The sequence below is a fragment of the Polynucleobacter victoriensis genome, from assembly GCF_900187875.1.
Classification (GTDB): domain Bacteria; phylum Pseudomonadota; class Gammaproteobacteria; order Burkholderiales; family Burkholderiaceae; genus Polynucleobacter; species Polynucleobacter victoriensis.
Window position 1 is genome coordinate 1,161,458 of sequence record NZ_FYEX01000001.1, and the last position, 17,297, is coordinate 1,178,754.

General features: G+C 43.4%; 18 protein-coding genes. 8 read left to right on the forward strand and 10 right to left on the reverse strand.

The annotated features are described in order from the left end of the window. Window positions 1-6: 6 nt before the first annotated feature. Both CFR83_RS06015 and murJ read right to left on the reverse strand, forming a co-directional pair. A complete protein-coding gene (locus CFR83_RS06015; RefSeq protein WP_088813080.1) occupies window positions 7-849 on the reverse strand; it encodes a SirB1 family protein in 843 nt (280 codons plus the stop codon). Between the two features lie 14 nt (window positions 850-863). Further along, entirely contained in the window at window positions 864-2,420 is a 1,557-nt protein-coding gene (gene murJ, locus CFR83_RS06020; RefSeq protein ID WP_088813081.1) for a murein biosynthesis integral membrane protein MurJ, read from the reverse strand. Window positions 2,421-2,515: 95 nt separating this feature from the next. Here murJ and rpsT point away from each other — a divergent pair, with 95 nt between their 5' ends. Beyond that, the gene (gene rpsT, locus CFR83_RS06025; protein ID WP_088813082.1) at window positions 2,516-2,782 is read left to right on the forward strand and encodes a 30S ribosomal protein S20; all 267 of its coding nucleotides are present in this window, start codon (window positions 2,516-2,518) and stop codon (window positions 2,780-2,782) included. 54 nt (window positions 2,783-2,836) lie between these two features. Here the strand turns inward: rpsT and CFR83_RS06030 are convergent, their stop codons facing one another. Beyond that, window positions 2,837-3,145, reverse strand: coding sequence for a DUF3579 domain-containing protein (locus CFR83_RS06030; RefSeq protein ID WP_243383361.1), 309 nt, complete (start codon window positions 3,143-3,145; stop codon window positions 2,837-2,839). 110 nt (window positions 3,146-3,255) lie between these two features. Between CFR83_RS06030 and argF the strand changes: the two genes are divergently transcribed. From argF to ppnP, 3 genes are read left to right on the forward strand one after another with little or no spacing between them, the layout of a single operon-like run. Then, window positions 3,256-4,182 carry an ornithine carbamoyltransferase gene (gene argF / locus CFR83_RS06035; protein ID WP_088813084.1) on the forward strand — a complete coding sequence of 309 codons (927 nt, stop codon included), beginning with the start codon at window positions 3,256-3,258 and terminating at the stop codon, window positions 4,180-4,182. 31 nt (window positions 4,183-4,213) lie between these two features. Further along, the gene (locus CFR83_RS06040; protein ID WP_088813085.1) at window positions 4,214-5,443 is read left to right on the forward strand and encodes an argininosuccinate synthase; all 1,230 of its coding nucleotides are present in this window, start codon (window positions 4,214-4,216) and stop codon (window positions 5,441-5,443) included. A 23-nt stretch (window positions 5,444-5,466) separates the two neighbouring features. Further along, the gene (ppnP, locus tag CFR83_RS06045) at window positions 5,467-5,772 is read left to right on the forward strand and encodes a pyrimidine/purine nucleoside phosphorylase (protein WP_088813086.1); all 306 of its coding nucleotides are present in this window, start codon (window positions 5,467-5,469) and stop codon (window positions 5,770-5,772) included. Here ppnP and CFR83_RS06050 read toward each other — a convergent pair. Next, on the reverse strand, window positions 5,769-6,197 hold the full coding sequence (locus CFR83_RS06050) for a DUF192 domain-containing protein (RefSeq protein ID WP_423808381.1): 429 nt from the start codon (window positions 6,195-6,197) through the stop codon (window positions 5,769-5,771). The genes ppnP and CFR83_RS06050 overlap by 4 nt on opposite strands. A gap of 38 nt (window positions 6,198-6,235) precedes the next feature. Further along, window positions 6,236-6,445 (reverse strand): hypothetical protein, encoded by a 210-nt coding sequence (locus CFR83_RS06055; RefSeq protein WP_088813088.1) that lies wholly within the window; start codon window positions 6,443-6,445, stop codon window positions 6,236-6,238. Window positions 6,446-6,695: 250 nt separating this feature from the next. On the opposite strand from CFR83_RS06055, the gene clpS reads away from it, so the two are divergent. Continuing rightward, window positions 6,696-6,974, forward strand: coding sequence for an ATP-dependent Clp protease adapter ClpS (clpS, locus tag CFR83_RS06060; RefSeq protein WP_243383393.1), 279 nt, complete (start codon window positions 6,696-6,698; stop codon window positions 6,972-6,974). After that, window positions 6,971-9,280: an ATP-dependent Clp protease ATP-binding subunit ClpA gene (clpA, locus tag CFR83_RS06065; protein ID WP_088813089.1), complete on the forward strand. Its 2,310-nt coding sequence runs from the start codon at window positions 6,971-6,973 to the stop codon at window positions 9,278-9,280. Before clpS ends, clpA begins: the two co-directional genes overlap by 4 nt. Here clpA and dut read toward each other — a convergent pair. From dut to CFR83_RS06090, 5 genes are read right to left on the reverse strand one after another with little or no spacing between them, the layout of a single operon-like run. Next, a complete protein-coding gene (gene dut / locus CFR83_RS06070; RefSeq protein ID WP_088813090.1) occupies window positions 9,277-9,726 on the reverse strand; it encodes a dUTP diphosphatase in 450 nt (149 codons plus the stop codon). The two genes, clpA and dut, sit on opposite strands and share 4 nt — an antisense overlap. Window position 9,727: 1 nt before the next feature. Further along, window positions 9,728-10,930, reverse strand: a complete 1,203-nt coding sequence (coaBC, locus tag CFR83_RS06075) for a bifunctional phosphopantothenoylcysteine decarboxylase/phosphopantothenate--cysteine ligase CoaBC (protein WP_088813091.1) — start codon at window positions 10,928-10,930, stop codon at window positions 9,728-9,730. 17 nt (window positions 10,931-10,947) lie between these two features. Then, on the reverse strand, window positions 10,948-11,403 hold the full coding sequence (lspA, locus tag CFR83_RS06080) for a signal peptidase II (protein ID WP_088813217.1): 456 nt from the start codon (window positions 11,401-11,403) through the stop codon (window positions 10,948-10,950). A gap of 55 nt (window positions 11,404-11,458) precedes the next feature. Then, window positions 11,459-14,317 (reverse strand): isoleucine--tRNA ligase, encoded by a 2,859-nt coding sequence (gene ileS, locus CFR83_RS06085; RefSeq protein ID WP_088813092.1) that lies wholly within the window; start codon window positions 14,315-14,317, stop codon window positions 11,459-11,461. Continuing rightward, entirely contained in the window at window positions 14,310-15,263 is a 954-nt protein-coding gene (locus CFR83_RS06090) for a bifunctional riboflavin kinase/FAD synthetase (RefSeq protein WP_088813093.1), read from the reverse strand. Before CFR83_RS06090 ends, ileS begins: the two co-directional genes overlap by 8 nt. Before the next feature lie 27 nt (window positions 15,264-15,290). Here CFR83_RS06090 and purN point away from each other — a divergent pair, with 27 nt between their 5' ends. Together purN and CFR83_RS06100 are read left to right on the forward strand one after the other, a co-directional pair. Further along, the gene (purN, locus tag CFR83_RS06095) at window positions 15,291-15,929 is read left to right on the forward strand and encodes a phosphoribosylglycinamide formyltransferase (protein ID WP_088813094.1); all 639 of its coding nucleotides are present in this window, start codon (window positions 15,291-15,293) and stop codon (window positions 15,927-15,929) included. 3 nt (window positions 15,930-15,932) lie between these two features. Next, window positions 15,933-17,294, forward strand: a complete 1,362-nt coding sequence (locus tag CFR83_RS06100; protein ID WP_088813095.1) for an RsmB/NOP family class I SAM-dependent RNA methyltransferase — start codon at window positions 15,933-15,935, stop codon at window positions 17,292-17,294. Window positions 17,295-17,297: the final 3 nt, after the last annotated feature.

The following is a 17,297-nucleotide window of genomic DNA, read 5'->3' on the forward strand; positions in this document are numbered from 1 at the left end:
ATACTTTTAGTGCAGACGGTGTTGTTGTTCGAGTTGTGCGATTTGCGCTTTGATCTCGTCTATATCACTGGCTTCTGTTGAGCTATCAATATACCTTTGCATGTCTTCAATAGCCGGTCTGATGTAATCGAGTTGAGCAAGGGCTAAACCCCTGTCTCTAACTTCCTCAATGGCATCTGGTAACAAAATAACGAGGCGTTGTTGAATGCCTAACAATCTTTCCCAACGTTCTTGTTGGGTATAGATGGCTTTTAGATTTCTTAAGAATCGAGACAGAATTTCTCTAGAGCTAGAGCTTCTTAAAAAAGCGCTCAGAGGTAATTGATATTCACCACGATATCCTTGCGCATCCAAATAAGGATCTAGCATTTCTTGTAATTCTTGTTTGGATAAAGAGGTGCCAGTAAGAGGATCCATGATCACTTCGCCTTGAGGCAGTGATAAGCGCATCATGAAGTGATTGGGGAATGAGACACCTTTGATATTTAATCCAATTTGTTGGCCAAGTTCCATAAATATCAAGGCTAATGAGATCGGAATACCTCTTCTTGTTTCAATCACACTGTGTAGATAAGAATTATTTGGGTCGTAATAGTCATTACGATTCGGACCAAACCCTAATTCTTTATAAAAAAAGTTTTTTAGTATTTGAAGTTTTTGTATCCCTGCCATCTCATGGGTCACGCGATGCTTTACCTTGTCAGCAAGAAGATCAAGTTCATCAAAAACATGCTGAACAATTAAGTCTGGATAGGAGTGTTGAGCTACTGCAATGGCTGCTTCAGTCAGAGGAAAATGCTCGTCTTCTGATACTAGCGATGCGAAGTAATCTAATTGTTGTGTTGGCATAAATCTTGGTTAAATTATTTCGCTTGATGTAAAAAATCTTTTGTTCTAAATCCGGTTAGCCATAGGGTGGCTAAATATACAAACCCTGCCAATGATACCCACAGCGTGAGTAATCCAATTCTAATCATTGGGGTGTTTCTAAGCTCTAGCCAGTCATGTTGACGTGCACCAAAATAAAAAACAATGCCTATAGCAACTAATCCAATACTAAGTTTCGCAAAAAACTTGAACCATCCTGAATTTTTTTGGAGTACTTCTAATTTGGCCAAGCCTCGCCACAAGAGAAATGCATTGATGCATGCGCCTAAGCCAATTGATAGGGCAAGTCCTGCATGGTCAAGCCAAGGAACTAAAACAATGTTGGCCAGTTGTGTAATAACCAGTACGCGAATCGCAATTTTTACGGGGGTCTTGATATCTTGTCTTGAGTAGTAGGCTGGCGCCAAAATTTTTACCAAAATAAGCCCAATCAAGCCAACCCCATACGCTGCTAATGCATGTTGCGTCATATTCACATCAATCGCATTGAATTGACCATAGTGATAAAGCACGGCTGCCAGCGGTTGGCCAAACATCAGTAAAGCCAGGGCTGCTGGTGCAGCTAGGATGAATGTTAGTTTTAGACCCCAATCCATCAACCTGGCAATTTGCTCTTTGTCTGCCAGTGCATTAGCTTTACTTAGGCTTGGAAGTAAGACTGTGCCAAGAGCTACGCCCAACAAAGCTGTTGGGAATTCCATCAGTCTGTCAGCATATGACAACCAAGATACGCTGCCAGCTGTTAAATGAGACGCAATATTGGTATTGATGATGAGTGATAGTTGTGCAACTGAGACGGCGAACAAGGCTGGCAGCATCAATTGCAAAACTTTTCTGGCTCCTGGATGGTGCCAAGCATTTTTGATGGTTTGAATGCTTAAGCCAATTTTTGGCAACATGCCAATCTTTTTGAGAGCAGGAATCTGTAGTGATAGTTGTGTGAGTCCTCCAAGAATCACGCCTATACCCAGTGCATAGATGGGTGTCTCGAAATAGGGAGATAGCAACCAAGATGAAAAAATCATCGATAGGTTCAAAAGAACTGGGGTGAATGCAGGGACTGCAAATTTTTTATAGGTGTTTAAGATGCCAGCTGATAGTGACACCATTGATATCAGACCAATATAAGGAAACATGATCCTAGTAAGTGCCAAACTGGCTTCATGAGCGCCGTTTTCTTTAAGACCTGAGGCAACCACAAAAATAATCCATGGGGCACCCACTACGCCCAAAATGACGGTGGCAACTAAGGCCCAAAACAATAGCGTTGCAATCGCACTTACCATGAGGGCGGTGCCTTCCTTCCCTTCCTTGGCGTTGGTTTCGCCTAAAACGGGTACAAAAGCCTGAGAAAACGCCCCTTCTGCGAATAATCTTCTGAGTAAATTGGGGATTCTGAACGCCACATTGAAGGCGTCTGTCCACTCTGAGGCGCCGTAGGTACGGGCAATCAGGGTTTCGCGTAACAATCCCGTAATGCGGGATAGCATGGTTAAGCTACTAACTTTGGCGGCGGCAGATAATAAATTCACAGACGTAGTTTTACAGATTTTTGGCAGGGGTGGTAGGCTTGCTCAGGATAAGTTATAATCTTTTCCTTTTGGCAATACCCCTAAAGGTTACAAACATGGCAAATACAGCCCAAGCTCGCAAACGCGCCCGCCAGGCCGTTGCACAAAATGAACATAACGCAAGCTTGCGTTCACGTCTACGTACGGCTATCAAGTCTGTGCGCAAGGCCGTAGACGCTGGCGACAAAGCTACTGCAGCTAAGGTTTTCCAAGCTGCTCAAGCAACAATCGACAAGATTGCAGACAAGAAAGTAGTGCATAAAAACACTGCTGCGCGTACAAAATCACGCTTATCTGCAGCTGTTAAAGGTATGACGGCCTAATTTATTTAGGTTGAAAAAGAGCCCGTTCCCTGATCCGGAGCGGGTTTTTTGTTTCTAGTTGTTTGATTTTATTGGGATTTCGCAGGCTTCAACGATTGGCAAATTGTTGTCTTTTGCGAAGTTTTTGACGAAATCCATGGCTTTAGGCTCTATGTCACGAAGTCGCTCATCTACAACGACGCATTTCAGACCGCCAATATTGACCGGTTTAACGTAAGGTGAGTAGGTAAAACGAGGATCGCTAGGATCGTCCTCTGGTCGAAACTGAGCCATAACGCCACAAAGTCTTTCGGCCCAGTCACTTGGCCTGAATGGTTTGCCATCGTGAGTGAGACCTTGGATGAAGAATTGTTTGGCCGTCACGATGTCTTTGCAGTATAAATAGGGTGATAATTCGGGATAACCCCTAGATTTTATCAGCCTCGCATAATAATTAGTAAATATTTGAATTAATCAGGCATTTTTAAAAAGCTATGGCGTCGAATATTCCTGTTAGGCACTACCTACAATTCGCTGATTTCAGTGCGGATGAGTACGCTTATTTATTAGAGCGTTCAGCATTCTTAAAAGCCAAGTTCAAGCGCTATGAAACTTGGCATCCATTACATGACAGAACTTTGGCGATGATTTTTGAAAAAAACTCAACGCGCACAAGATTGTCATTTGAAGCGGGTATTCACCAATTGGGTGGGCACGCTGTATTTTTAAATACCAAAGATACGCAATTAGGTCGTGGTGAACCAGTTGAAGATGCTGCGCAAGTTATTTCGCGCATGACTGACATCATCATGATTCGCACATTTGGCCAAGACATCATTGAACGTTTTGCTGCCAACTCTCGTGTGCCTGTCATCAATGGTTTAACCAATGAATATCATCCATGCCAAGTTTTGGCTGATATCTTTACTTATGTAGAGCATCGCTCAAGCATTCAAGGTAAGACAATTGCTTGGGTGGGTGATGCAAACAATATGGCTTACACCTGGATACAGGCTGCTGAAATTTTAGATTTCAAAGTTAATTTTTCAGCGCCAGCTGGTTACCAGTTAGATGAATCCATGTTGAGTGCTGGATCTAAAAAGTATTTATCAGTTTTTGATAATCCTTTGGATGCTTGTCGTGGCGCAGATCTTGTGACCACAGATGTTTGGACAAGTATGGGTTATGAAGATGAGAATCAAGCTCGCTTGAAGGCCTTTAAGAGCTGGATGGTGACAGATGAGTTGATGTCCGTTGCAAATAAAGATGCACTTTTTATGCATTGTTTGCCAGCTCATAGAGGTGAAGAGGTGTCAGCTTCTGTGATTGATGGACCGCAAAGCGTGGTGTGGGATGAAGCGGAAAATCGTCTGCATGTGCAAAAAGCTTTGATGGAGTTTTTGCTTTGCGGCAAGCTCTAATTTTTATTGAAACTTAAGTAAATTAATTTATATGTCAGATATCAAAAAAGTAGTTTTAGCTTATTCAGGTGGTTTAGATACCAGCGTGATCTTGAAATGGTTACAAGACACTTATCACTGTGAAATTGTTACGTTTACTGCTGATCTAGGTCAGGGTGAAGAGCTTGAGCCAGCGCGCGCTAAGGCTTTGAAGTTTGGCATCAAGCCTGAAAATATTTTCATTGATGACTTGCGTGAAGAGTTTGTTAGAGATTTCGTGTTCCCGATGTTTCGTGCGAACACGATTTATGAGGGCGAATATTTATTAGGCACATCAATTGCTCGCCCATTGATTGCTAAGCGCCAAATTGAAATCGCTCACAAAACTGGTGCGGATTCTGTTTCGCATGGCGCTACAGGTAAAGGCAATGACCAAGTTCGTTTTGAATTGGGTTACTACTCATTAGAGCCATCTATTAAGGTGATTGCTCCATGGCGTGAGTGGGATTTGCTGTCTCGCGAAAAATTATTGGCCTATGCTGAGCAACATGGTATCCCTGTTGAGATGAAGCACAAGCAAGGTGGTGCGCCATATTCAATGGATGCCAATCTATTGCACATTAGTTACGAAGGTCGTCACTTAGAAGACCCTAATGCTGAAGCTGAAGAGTCAATGTGGCGTTGGACAGTATCACCAGAGCAAGCGCCAGATGCCCCCGAGTATTTGGATATTGAGTTTGAGCGAGGTGATGCTGTAGCGATTAACGGTACTCGTTATAAACCACATGAAATGTTGGCTGAACTTAACAAAATTGGCGGCAAACATGGTGTGGGTCGTCTAGATTTAGTTGAGAACCGCTATGTGGGTATGAAGAGTCGTGGTTGTTACGAAACCCCAGGCGGAACTATTTTGCTAAAGGCGCACAGAGGAATCGAGAGTATTACTCTTGACCGTGAAGTTGCGCACCTTAAAGATGATTTGATGCCTCGTTACGCGAGCATGATTTATAACGGTTACTGGTGGGCGCCAGAGCGTGTTGCCATCCAAACTTTGATTGATCACACTCAGCAAAATGTCAGCGGCTTTGTGCGCGTTAAGCTATACAAAGGTGCAGTGACAGTTGTTGCGCGCGACTCTAAGAACACATTATTTGATCAAACTATTGCAACGTTTGATGATGATGGTGGTGCGTATAACCAAGCTGATGCTGGTGGATTTATTAAATTAAACGCTCTGCGTATGCGTATTGCAGCTAATGCCCGTCGTAAGCGCGGTTCTTAATTGTTGAAGTAATAGGATAAAAAATGCAATTTGATCAAGTATCAGTTAACAAAAAAGCAAATGTTTTCTTTGATGGTAAATGTGTTTCACATACTGTGACATTGCCAAGTGGTGAGCGTAAGTCTGTGGGCGTGATTCTGCCAAGCACATTGCGTTTTGATTTAACGACTAAAGAAGTGATGGAAGTGGTTGATGGTGCTGCTTACGTGAGCATCAACGGTACGCCTGAGCAAGCTTTTACAGCGGGTCAATCATGGACTGTTGAAGCAGGTGGATACTTTGTGATTCGTGCTGAACAAGCTGTTCATTACGTTTGCCACTTCGGTTAATTTTTAATAAAACCACTGGGTATGCCGTTAATGGCATTCCCAGCCAAAAGCCCTTTCTTGGCAAACCAGCCTTGGTTCATTTCTAAAGCAAAACGAACTGGTTGGCTTGGGCAGTGATTATCTTCAGTCATTGCCTTCATTTCAATAATATTTACGATCTTGCCGTCATCTGCTAGAAACGCAATGGCTAGAGGTATTTTGGTGTTCCTCATCCAAAAGCAGTGAGTTCCTTTGTTTTCAAATACAAATAGCATCCCATCATCTGGCGGCAAATAGTTTCGATGCATGAGTCCAAGCTGCCTAGCCTGCTCGGTAGCTGCGACCTCTGCTGCTATTTTGTAAAGACCTGCTTGGAGTTGGATGGAGGGTAGTTTTTGTGCCTGGCTTACCCCTTGCCATCCAAGGCAGAGGGTAAGGGCAACGATGACGCGATTAAAAAATTTCAATGCGTTAATTACTTAAATTATTCAGCTGCTTTAGCTTTTTTCGCTTTAGTTTTTTTACCAGACTTTTTCTTTTTAGCCTTTTTAGCTTTTTTAGGAGCCGGTTTTTCAACTGCTTGTTCTGCTGCTGGTGCTGCAGGAGCAACTGGCGCTACTGGGGCAGCTGGTGCTTGAGCAAAGCTCGTGGCTGCAAATAAGGCCAAAGCAATTGAAGTAATAATTTTGCGCATGATTTCCCTTTGTTATTAATTAATTTAATTATTTACCAAGTAGAACTTTATCAGACTGTGAGCTTAGATTCTAGAATGTTTTGACTAAATGACGACCAATTCATGGGCGTGTTTTAGGGGGCTCAAAAAAGGTGCATTGGGTCTTCAACTGGATTTGAAACTTATGTTTAGAATAGGAAACATGAGCAATAAACCTAAAACCCCCAACATCATAGAAACTCCGTCATTTCAGGAGGATCATGCTGCTGTCATGGATCGCCAGTCTGAGCGAGTGCAGCCGCCTAAGATGTATCGAGTTGTTTTGCTCAATGATGATTACACTCCGATGGAATTTGTGGTGATGATTATTCAAGAATATTTCCATCAGGATCAAGAAAGCGCCACAAGAATTATGTTGCAGGTACATCTTGAAGGTAAGGGTGTTTGTGGTGTATATACTAAAGATGTCGCTTCAACAAAAGTTCAACAGGTAGTAGATCGGTCTCGCGAAGCGGGGCATCCCTTGCAGTGCACTATGGAGGAAGCATGATTGCTCAAGAACTAGAAGTAACCTTGCATATGGCATTTGTAGACGCAAGAGCGTCACGACATGAGTTCATCACTGTCGAGCACTTACTGTGCGCTTTGTTGGATAACGCCACAGCTGCTGATGTGCTTAAAGCTTGTGCGGTCAACATCGATGACTTAAAGGGCAATCTTAACAATTTCATTAATGACAACACACCCATAGTCCCAGGTTCAGAAGAGGTGGATACGCAACCTACTTTAGGTTTTCAGCGAGTAATTCAGCGTGCCATCATGCACGTTCAATCAACTTCTAATGGTAAGAAGGAAGTTAATGGCGCTAATGTACTAGTAGCTATTTTTGGTGAAAAAGATTCGCATGCAGTGTATTACTTGCAGCAACAAGGTGTTACGCGTTTAGATATTGTTAACTACATCAGTCATGGCATCAGAAAAGACCAGGTAGAGTCGCCAAAGACCAATGAGTCTAGTTCTGAGAGTGAAGAATCAGGCGCTAGCTCTAAAGATAGTCCTTTAGAGCAATATACCCAAAATCTTAATGTGCTTGCTAAGCAAGGTCGCATTGATCCATTAATTGGTCGCGAAGGCGAAGTTGAGCGCGTTATTCAGGTTTTATGTCGTCGTCGTAAAAACAACCCTTTGTTAGTTGGCGAGGCTGGTGTTGGTAAGACAGCAATTGCTGAAGGTCTTGCGTGGAGGATTACGCAAGAAGATGTTCCAGATGTTTTGGCTAAAGCCACTGTTTACTCATTAGATATGGGGGCTTTATTAGCGGGTACTAAATACCGTGGTGACTTTGAGCAACGCCTTAAGGGTGTTTTGAAGAATCTCAAGGACAATCCTGATGCCATTTTGTTCATTGATGAAATTCATACACTGATTGGTGCTGGTGCGGCATCAGGGGGCACCTTGGATGCTAGTAATTTATTGAAGCCAGCTCTTTCAAGTGGCCATATGAAATGCATCGGTGCCACAACCTTTAACGAGTATCGCGGTATTTTTGAAAAAGACGCTGCTTTATCAAGACGCTTTCAAAAGGTGGATATCTTGGAGCCATCAGTGGATCAGACAGTTCAGATTTTGCGAGGCTTGAAGTCAAAGTTTGAAGAGCATCATGGCGTTAAATATGCTCAAGCAGCACTCAATGCTGCTGCCGAGTTATCTGCTAGATATATCAATGATAGACATTTGCCTGATAAAGCAATTGATGTGATTGATGAGGCGGGTGCTGCGCAGCGTATTTTGCCAAAATCAAAGCAAAAGAAAACAATTGGTCGTCAAGAAATTGAGGACATAGTTGCAAAAATTGCACGCATCCCGCCGCAATCGGTATCAGTCGATGATCGCAGTAAGTTGCAAACCTTGGATCGAGACCTTAAGAGTGTTGTATTTGGTCAAGACCCAGCGATTGAGGTTCTTGCCTCAGCAATTAAGATGTCTCGTGCTGGTTTAGGTAAAGATGACAAGCCAATTGGTTCATTCTTATTCTCTGGCCCAACAGGTGTTGGTAAGACAGAAGTTGCAAAGCAACTAGCCTTCATTATGGGGGTTGAGTTAATTCGCTTTGATATGTCAGAGTACATGGAGCGCCATGCAGTTAGTCGTTTGATTGGTGCACCTCCAGGATATGTGGGCTTTGATCAGGGTGGTTTATTAACAGAAGCTGTTAATAAAAAGCCACATTGCGTTTTATTGTTAGATGAGATTGAAAAAGCTCATCCAGATATCTTCAATATTTTGTTGCAAGTGATGGACCACGGCACCTTGACTGACAACAACGGTCGCAAAGCTGACTTCAGAAACGTTGTCATCATCATGACTACGAATGCTGGTGCAGAAACAATGCAGAAATCAACTATTGGATTCACAACAGTCAGACAGGCTGGTGATGAGATGGGGGATATCAAGCGAACCTTTACGCCTGAGTTCCGCAATCGCTTAGATGCTATTGTTGGCTTTAAGGCACTTGATGAGAGCATTATTTTGCGTGTGGTTGATAAGTTCTTAATGCAGCTTGAAGAGCAGTTGCATGAAAAGAAAGTGGATGCAAGCTTTACTGAAAACCTCAGAAACTACTTAGCTAAACATGGTTTCGACCCTCTCATGGGTGCAAGACCAATGCAGCGCTTGATTCAAGACTTGGTTAGAAAAGCGCTTGCAGATGAATTATTGTTTGGCAAGTTAGCGCACGGTGGCCACGTCGTTGTCGACATGGATGCTAACGAGAAGGTGGTTTTAGATTTTGATGCGCCTGTAAGACCTCCTGTGAAGAAGATCTCCTCAGGCGCTGCAGAGACTGAAGAGATTTAAGCTCTACCTGTACTACCAAAGCCGCCAGCACCACGTTCGCTGGCGGTAAATTCTTCTACCTCAGCCCACTCAACCTGAGCCACTGGAACAATGACTAGTTGCGCTAAGCGCTCCATAGGTTCCAATTTAAAAGCAGTTTGACCGCGATTCCATGTGCTGACCATGAGTTGACCTTGGTAGTCTGAGTCAATCAAGCCTACTAAATTGCCCAATACGATGCCATGCTTGTGTCCTAAGCCTGATCTAGGCAAGATAAGTGCCGCATAACCAGGGTCATCCAAATAAATAGCTAAGCCTGTTGGCACTAAGACTGTTTGGCCCGGTTCAATAGTGATTGCTTCATCAAGACATGCTCTTAAATCAAGACCGGCGCTGCCCGCAGTAGCATACTGTGGCAAATTATTTTTCATGCGTTCATCAAGAACTTTGACTTGTAGTTTTTTCATATTAGATTTTTGTAGATACGAGCTGAATTAGTTCGCGTGATAGAGCGAGTTTATTGAGTTTAGGTGTTTTCTTGTTACCGGATTGTTCAATGATGAGTAGTTGGTTTTCATCAAGTCCAAATGTATCTGGACCGATATTGGCAACTAACATTGGAATATTTTTACGGACAAGTTTTTCTTGGCCGTGTTTTTCTAAGTCATTAGTTTCTGCGGCGAATCCCACGCAATAGGGCTTTGAATTTTTAGCCGCTGCTTTTGCTACATCAGCCAAGATATCTGGGTTGATAACAAACTCTAGTGATGGAGAGCTGCTATCTGCTTTTTTAATTTTTTCATCTTTAATGTTTTTTACTGACCAGTCAGCTACTGCTGCTACCGCAAAGAAAACATCAGCATCCAAATGCTTCATCACGGCTGCATGCATTTCTTGAGCGCTGGTCACATTAATACGTTGAACTTGTCCTGTGAACTCTAGAGGTGTATTGATGTGGCATGGTCCAGCGATGAGTTGAACGTTTGCGCCTGCCTCAATGGCAGCTCTAGCAATTGCAAAACCCATTTTCCCAGAGCTTTTGTTTGTAATACCTCTAACAGGATCGATTGCCTCATAGGTGGGGCCTGCGGTAATTAAAACTTTTTTACCAGCAAGAACTTTTTTTTGAAAAAAAGCAATTACACCTTCTAAAATTTCTGAGGCTTCTAGCATGCGCCCCATGCCGTTTTCGCCGCAAGCTTGAGAGCCACTGGTGGGGCCTAGAACAGTGACCTGATCTTTATTGAGTTGTGCAACATTTCTTTGTGTTGCTGTGTTTTCCCACATTTGTTTATTCATGGCTGGCACCACGACTAACGGGCATTCTCTGGCTAGGCAGATAGTGCTAACTAAATCATCTGCAAGACCTAATGCTATTTTTGCCATTAAATCAGCGCTGGCGGGAGCAACTAAAATGACATCGGCTTTTCTAGATAGCTCAATGTGAGCCATGTTGTTTGGAATGCGTGAGTCCCATTGGCTCGTATAGACTGGTTGCCCGGTGAGCGCTTGCATGGTGACAGGGGTCATGAATTGTGTGGCAGCTTCGCTCATCACAACTTGTACGGATGAACCTTCTTGTATCAGTGAGCGCGCTAATTCAGCTACTTTAAATGCAGCAATGCCACCGGACATCGCCAGTAGTATTTTTTTGCCTTGTAGTGAATTCATGACCTTGCAACCCTAATTTATTTATTAACGCGTTTGATTTCGTCAAAGATTAACAGAATCACGCCTATTGTGATGGCGCTGTCTGCGATGTTAAAGGCTGGCCAGTGCCAGTTACCATAGTAAACATCAATAAAGTCCACAACTGCACCATAGGCGATACGGTCGATCACATTACCTATGGCGCCACTTAATACTAAGCTAAGTGCCAAAGAGAATAATGTTTGTTGAGAGTTTTTGCGGATTAGCCAAATCATGGCTAGTGCTGCAACAAGACCTAGACCCGTGAAAAACCAACGCTGCCAACCGCCTGCTTGTGCCAAAAAAGAAAATGCTGCGCCAGGGTTGTACACCAAAGTCCAATTAAGAAAACTAGTAACAGGTTTTGCAACACCCTCAAACAAATTATTCTTGGCTAATAGCTTGGTTAGTTGATCAATCACCAGTAATAGTATTGATAAACCAAGCCAAGCCATAAACACTTGGTTGCTACCGCCAGATTTGTTTGAGCGTGCCAAGGTATTCTCCTAATTAAGCTACTTGGCGTTTTTCGCCAGAGCCGAATAAGTTGGTAGTGCAACGACCACATAACTCTGGGTGTTGTGAGTCATGACCAACATCATCTCTGTAATGCCAGCATCGACCACACTTTTGATGAGAAGAAGATTTCACTGATACGGAAATTTCGGTCATGTCAGTTTTCTCTTCAACTGTTGCGCTAGAGGTAATGGTGATGAACTTTAGGTCGTCGCCAAGCGATTTTAAAAGTGCTGCATCTGTGCTCGAAGCCTGAATATGAATTTCTGCTTGCAATGATGAGCCAACATGACCAGCTTCGCGTTCAAACTCAATCGCTTTTGTGATGTCAGAACGCATTTCGCGGATACGTTGCCATTTAGTAATGAGTGCGTCACCATCTTTAATAGAAGGTAGTTGATGGAACTCTTCGGTAAAGATTGTGTCTTTACTATTGGTGTTGTGCGCAAAAATCTTCCACGCTTCCTCCGCTGTAAATGATAGGAAGGGTGCCATCAGTCTCAAGAAAGACTGAGTGATGTGGAATAAAGCATTTTGTGCAGAGCGACGTGCAGGCGCATCAGCATTGAGTGTGTAGAGGCGATCTTTGAGGATGTCTAAATAGAAGCCACCCATGTCTTCTGAACAGAAGGTCATCAATCTAGAAACCGCAGGATGGAATTCATAGCGCTCGTAGTGGGCCATTAAATCTTTTTGTACGGCATCTGTTAATGCTACAGCGTATTGATCAATTTCTAACCAATCTTTGGAATCAAGTTGATGCTTAGTAATATCAAAATCAGATAGATTGGCTAATAAAAATCTCAAGGTATTTCTGATGCGGCGGTAACTTTCAACCACGCGTTTTAAGATTTCATCAGAGATGGTCATTTCACCTGAATAGTCAGTTGAAGCCACCCATAAGCGAATAATTTCAGCACCCATTTTGTCTGCGACTTCTTGTGGTGCAATCACATTACCCACTGACTTACTCATCTTGCGACCTTGACCATCTACAGTAAAGCCATGTGTCAGCAAGGCTTTGTAGGGTGGTTTGCCATCTAACATTGCACCCGTGAGTAGTGATGAGTGGAACCAGCCACGATGTTGATCTGATCCCTCAAGATATAAATCTGCCCAACGGCCTTCAGGGTTATCTCTTGAAGAGTCGCTTAAGGTTGTGGCGTGTGAGCCACGAATAACGTGCCAATGCGTGGTGCCTGAGTCAAACCAAACATCAAGCGTATCTTTGTTTTTCTCATACATGGCAGCGTCATCACCAAGTAAATCTTTTACTTCGATGGCTTGCCAAGCTTCGATACCTTCTTTTTCAACTCGCGTCGCAATGATTTCCAAGAGTTCTGGTGTGCGAGGATGTGGCTCCCCAGTTTCTTTGTGAACTAAGAATGCCATTGGTACACCCCATTGACGCTGTCTAGACAGTGTCCAATCAGGGCGATTGGCAATCATGTTGTGTAAGCGTTGTTTACCCCAAGCAGGGAAGAACTCGGTTGCTTCAATGCCTGCTAAGGCAGTTTCTCTAAGAGATCCACCAGCGTGAGGTTTTCTATCCATGCTTGCAAACCATTGAGCAGTCGCGCGATAAACCACAGGAGTTTTGTGTCTCCAGCAGTGCATGTATGAGTGATTTAATTTTGCAGATTTAAGTAATGAACCAGCTTGCTCTAATGTTTCAACGATTTGCGGATTGGCTTTCCAAATGGATAGGCCGGCAAATAATGGTAGCCAAGATGCATAGACACCATCGCCCATCACGGGATTGAGGATATCTTGATCCTTTAAACCATTCGCTTTACATGATTTAAAGTCTTCTTCGCCATAAGCTGGGGCACAGTGAACTAGACCAGTGCCGCTATCAATCGTGACATATTCTGCTAAGTAGATAGGAGATCTTCTTGCAAAGCCTTCGTGTGCTTTGCTTAATGGATGGTGAAATTCAAGACCTGCTAAGGCTTGGCCTTTACATGTAGCAATTGTTTCACCTTCAAGGGCGTACTCTTTAAGGCAAGGCTCAATACGATCTTTAGCAAGAATGAGCAAGCCTCTAGAAGTATCAACTAATGCGTATTCAATTTCTGGGTGTGCGTTGAGTGCTTGGTTAGAGGGTAGTGTCCATGGCGTTGTTGTCCAAATGACAGCCATGCCTTCTTTTTTAGGTAATGCTTTTAAATTGAAAGCTTTGGCAATTAACTCTAATTGATCTTCAGGAAAACTGAAGCCAACATCGACAGCGATATCAATTTTGTCTTGGTATTCAACTTCAGCTTCTGCAAGCGCTGAGCCGCAATCAAAACACCAGTTCACAGGTTTTAAGCCTCTGTAGACGTAGCCTTTTTCAAAAATCTTTCCTAATGCGCGGATTTCATCAGCTTCATTTTTAAAATCCATTGTTAGGTATGGGCTTTGCCAGTCACCCAAAACTCCCAAACGTTCAAAATCTTTCTTTTGTTTTTCTACTTGTACTTGCGCATATGCTCTGGCTTTTGCCTGAACCTCAGCAGTTGGTAAGTGTTTGCCAAATTGTTTTTCAATTTGAATTTCGATGGGCATGCCATGGCAGTCCCAGCCTGGAACGTATAGCGCGTCATAGCCAGCAAAGCCTTTGGCTTTGACAATCATGTCTTTAAGAATTTTATTAACGGCGTGACCAATATGAATATCGCCATTCGCATAAGGAGGGCCATCATGCAAAATAAATTTTTTCTTACCAGTTTTTGCTTCGCGAATCTTTTGATAGATTTTCTTTTCTTGCCATTCTTTTACCCATAAAGGTTCGCGCTTAGGCAAATCGCCACGCATGGGAAAGCTGGTGTCAAGCAGATTAACTGGGTATGAATTTTTTTTGTCAGACATGATGAGTTATTTCAAAGTAATTTTTTGCTGCATTGGCATCTTGATTGATGGCCGTTTTAAGTGTTTCTAAATCGTTATATTTTTCTTCGTCTCTTAATTTTTTTAATAGCTCAACTCGGACTAATTTTCCGTAAACGTTTTGTTGAAAATTGAAAACATGAACTTCTAATAAATACCTTCCTGAGTCATCAACTGTGGGTCGTTGCCCTAAGCTTGCAACTGCAGGTAATGGATTGTCGCTTAAGCCGTGTACTTGTGCGATAAAAATGCCACGTGCTGCTGGTTTTCTTTTATGTAGTTTGTTGGCGACTGCGAGATTTAAGGTTGGAAAACCAAGATTTCTTCCTAATTTTTGACCGTGCAGTACATGACCGCTCAGCATATAGGGTCTACCCAATAATTCTTGAGCTAATTCCATTTGACCATTCGCTAATGCAACTCGAATTGCTGAGCTAGAGATTCTTTCTTGATTTTCACTGTTGAGCGTGTCCATACGTTCAACAACAAAACCGTGCTGCTTGCCAGCTAAAGTTAAATCAGAAAAATTACCAGCTCGCTTGGCGCCATAGTGAAAGTCATCGCCAATTAAAATTGATTTCACTTGCAGACCTTGCACCAAAATTTTTTCTACAAAATTTTCAGGCGTGAGATTGGCAAACGTCTGGTTGAAGTGGACCACCAAAACTTTATCAATACCCATTTCAGCCAAAGCTTCTAGCTTGTCTCTTAGACCCAAAATTCTAGAAGGTGCTTTTTCAGGTGAGAAGTATTCAATTGGATGCGGCTCGAAAGTCATGACGCATGACTGAACACCCAATTGTTTAGCGTTATGAACAAGTTTTTTAAGCAATGCCTGATGCCCCCGATGCACACCATCAAAATTGCCGATGGTTAGGGCGCAGGGGGTCCAATCAGATGCGGGAGGGATGCCTCTAATTACCTTCACGTTAAGGTATGAATTATATTGGCGGGCATGACTTCAATTGTGATTCTTATTTCTGGTCGTGGCTCCAACATGGAAGCCATTGTTAAAGCAGCTCAAAATGAGGCCTGGCCGGCCAAGATTGCAGCTGTTATTTCTAATCGCCCCGAGGCTGGAGGCCTTGATTTTGCTAAGTCTCATGGCATTGAGACTGCTGTTTTAGATCATCGATCTTTTAAAGATCGAGCCAGCTTTGATGCCAAATTGGTCGAATTAATTGATTCCTATAAGCCTGATTTGGTGGTTTTGGCTGGGTTCATGCGTATTTTGACTGGGGATTTTGTGAGGCACTATGAAGGGCGTTTATTAAATATTCACCCCTCTTTACTGCCATTATTCCCTGGATTGCATACTCATGAGCAGGCGCTAGAGGCTGGAGTGAGTGAGCATGGCGCCACGGTTCACTTTGTTACAGAGGCTTTGGATCATGGGCCTATGGTCATTCAAGCAAGTGTGCCTGTCTTGCCTGGTGACACGCCTGATACCTTGGCTCAGCGTGTTTTAAAGCAGGAACATGTGATTTATCCACGCGCAGTGCGCTGGTTCATTGATAATCGCCTTTCTATTAGCGAAAATCGAGTTTTAGTGAGTCCACCAGAGGCTCAGCTACTCACCTCTACGGATAAATAATTAATGTCTACTGATCAAAAAGCCATTGCGGCCCGAGCAAAAGCACTGCCTCAGCATGTCGAGCATCTTGGCGTTGTTATTACTGAGTTGATGAAGTTTGCTCACCCTGCTGATATGGTTGTGAGTAGGTATTTCCGCTCAAACCCACGTTTGGGTAACAGAGACAGAGCGTTAATTGCAGAAGCTTCATTCACCTTCTTAAGAAGAAAAACAGAGATTTCTCAATTTGCTGAGAGTGGTGCCGGTCCTTTGGCGCGCCGCTTAGCTTTGTTATCTCTCTTGGTCACCATGATTGAGAGTGGCCTGGGGTCTGGCAACAGAGCAGAGAGCGCCTTGGCGGATTTGGCTTTTGTGGTTCATCCTAATGAGATAGATTGGTTAAGGCGCTTTGGCACCATTGAACGTCAAAATTTAGCCCCTCTAACTCGTGTGAACTTGCCTGAGTGGATTTGGAATGCGCTAGGTTCATCGGTGTCTAAAGACGAGTGCCTACCGCTTGCGGAAGCGATGCTGAGAGCCGCGCCGCTCGATTTGCGCGTAAACACCATCAAAACCCAAAGAGATGAGCTTCTGGGGGTCTTAAATGACCTTGGTGGGCGTTATGCTGCGGAGCCAACTCCCTTCGCGCCCAATGGCGTTAGATTAAAGGGTAAGCCAGCTTTGCAAACCCAAGAATTCTTTAAAAATGGCTATGCTGAGGTTCAAGATGAGGGTAGCCAGTTGTTAAGCATGCTCTTAGAGCCAAAGCGCGGTGAGATGGTGGTTGATTTTTGTGCTGGCGCAGGTGGCAAGACCCTTTCATTGGGTGCCATGATGAAGTCCAGTGGCCGTCTCTATGCCTTTGATGTATCAGAAAAGCGTCTAGCGAATTTAAAGCCGCGATTAGCAAAGAGTGGTCTATCCAACGTTCATCCAGTTTGGATTGATAACGAAAATGATGCCAAAGTTAAGCGTTTAGCAGGAAAAATCGACCGTGTGCTCGTTGATGCACCTTGTAGTGGTCTTGGCACTTTGCGTCGTAATCCTGATCTCAAATGGCGCCAGTCACCGCAAAGCGTGGCTGAGTTGACTCAAAAGCAGTTGTCCATTTTGACTTCTGCAGCCCGTTTGTTAAAACCAGGCGGTCGCTTGGTATATGCCACTTGCAGTTTGATTTCTCATGAAAATCAAGAGGTTGTTGAAGCATTTTTGGCTAATAATCCGCAATTTGAGCTAAAAGACCCTAAAGAGGTTTTAAGAGATAGCTTCCCGGTCATGGATGGTTTGCCGATTGGGGCAAGTAAAAATAACTCTTGGTGGCAGTTATTTCCTCATATTCACGGCACAGATGGCTTTTTTGGGGCAATTTTAGAAAGAAAAGCCTGAAGT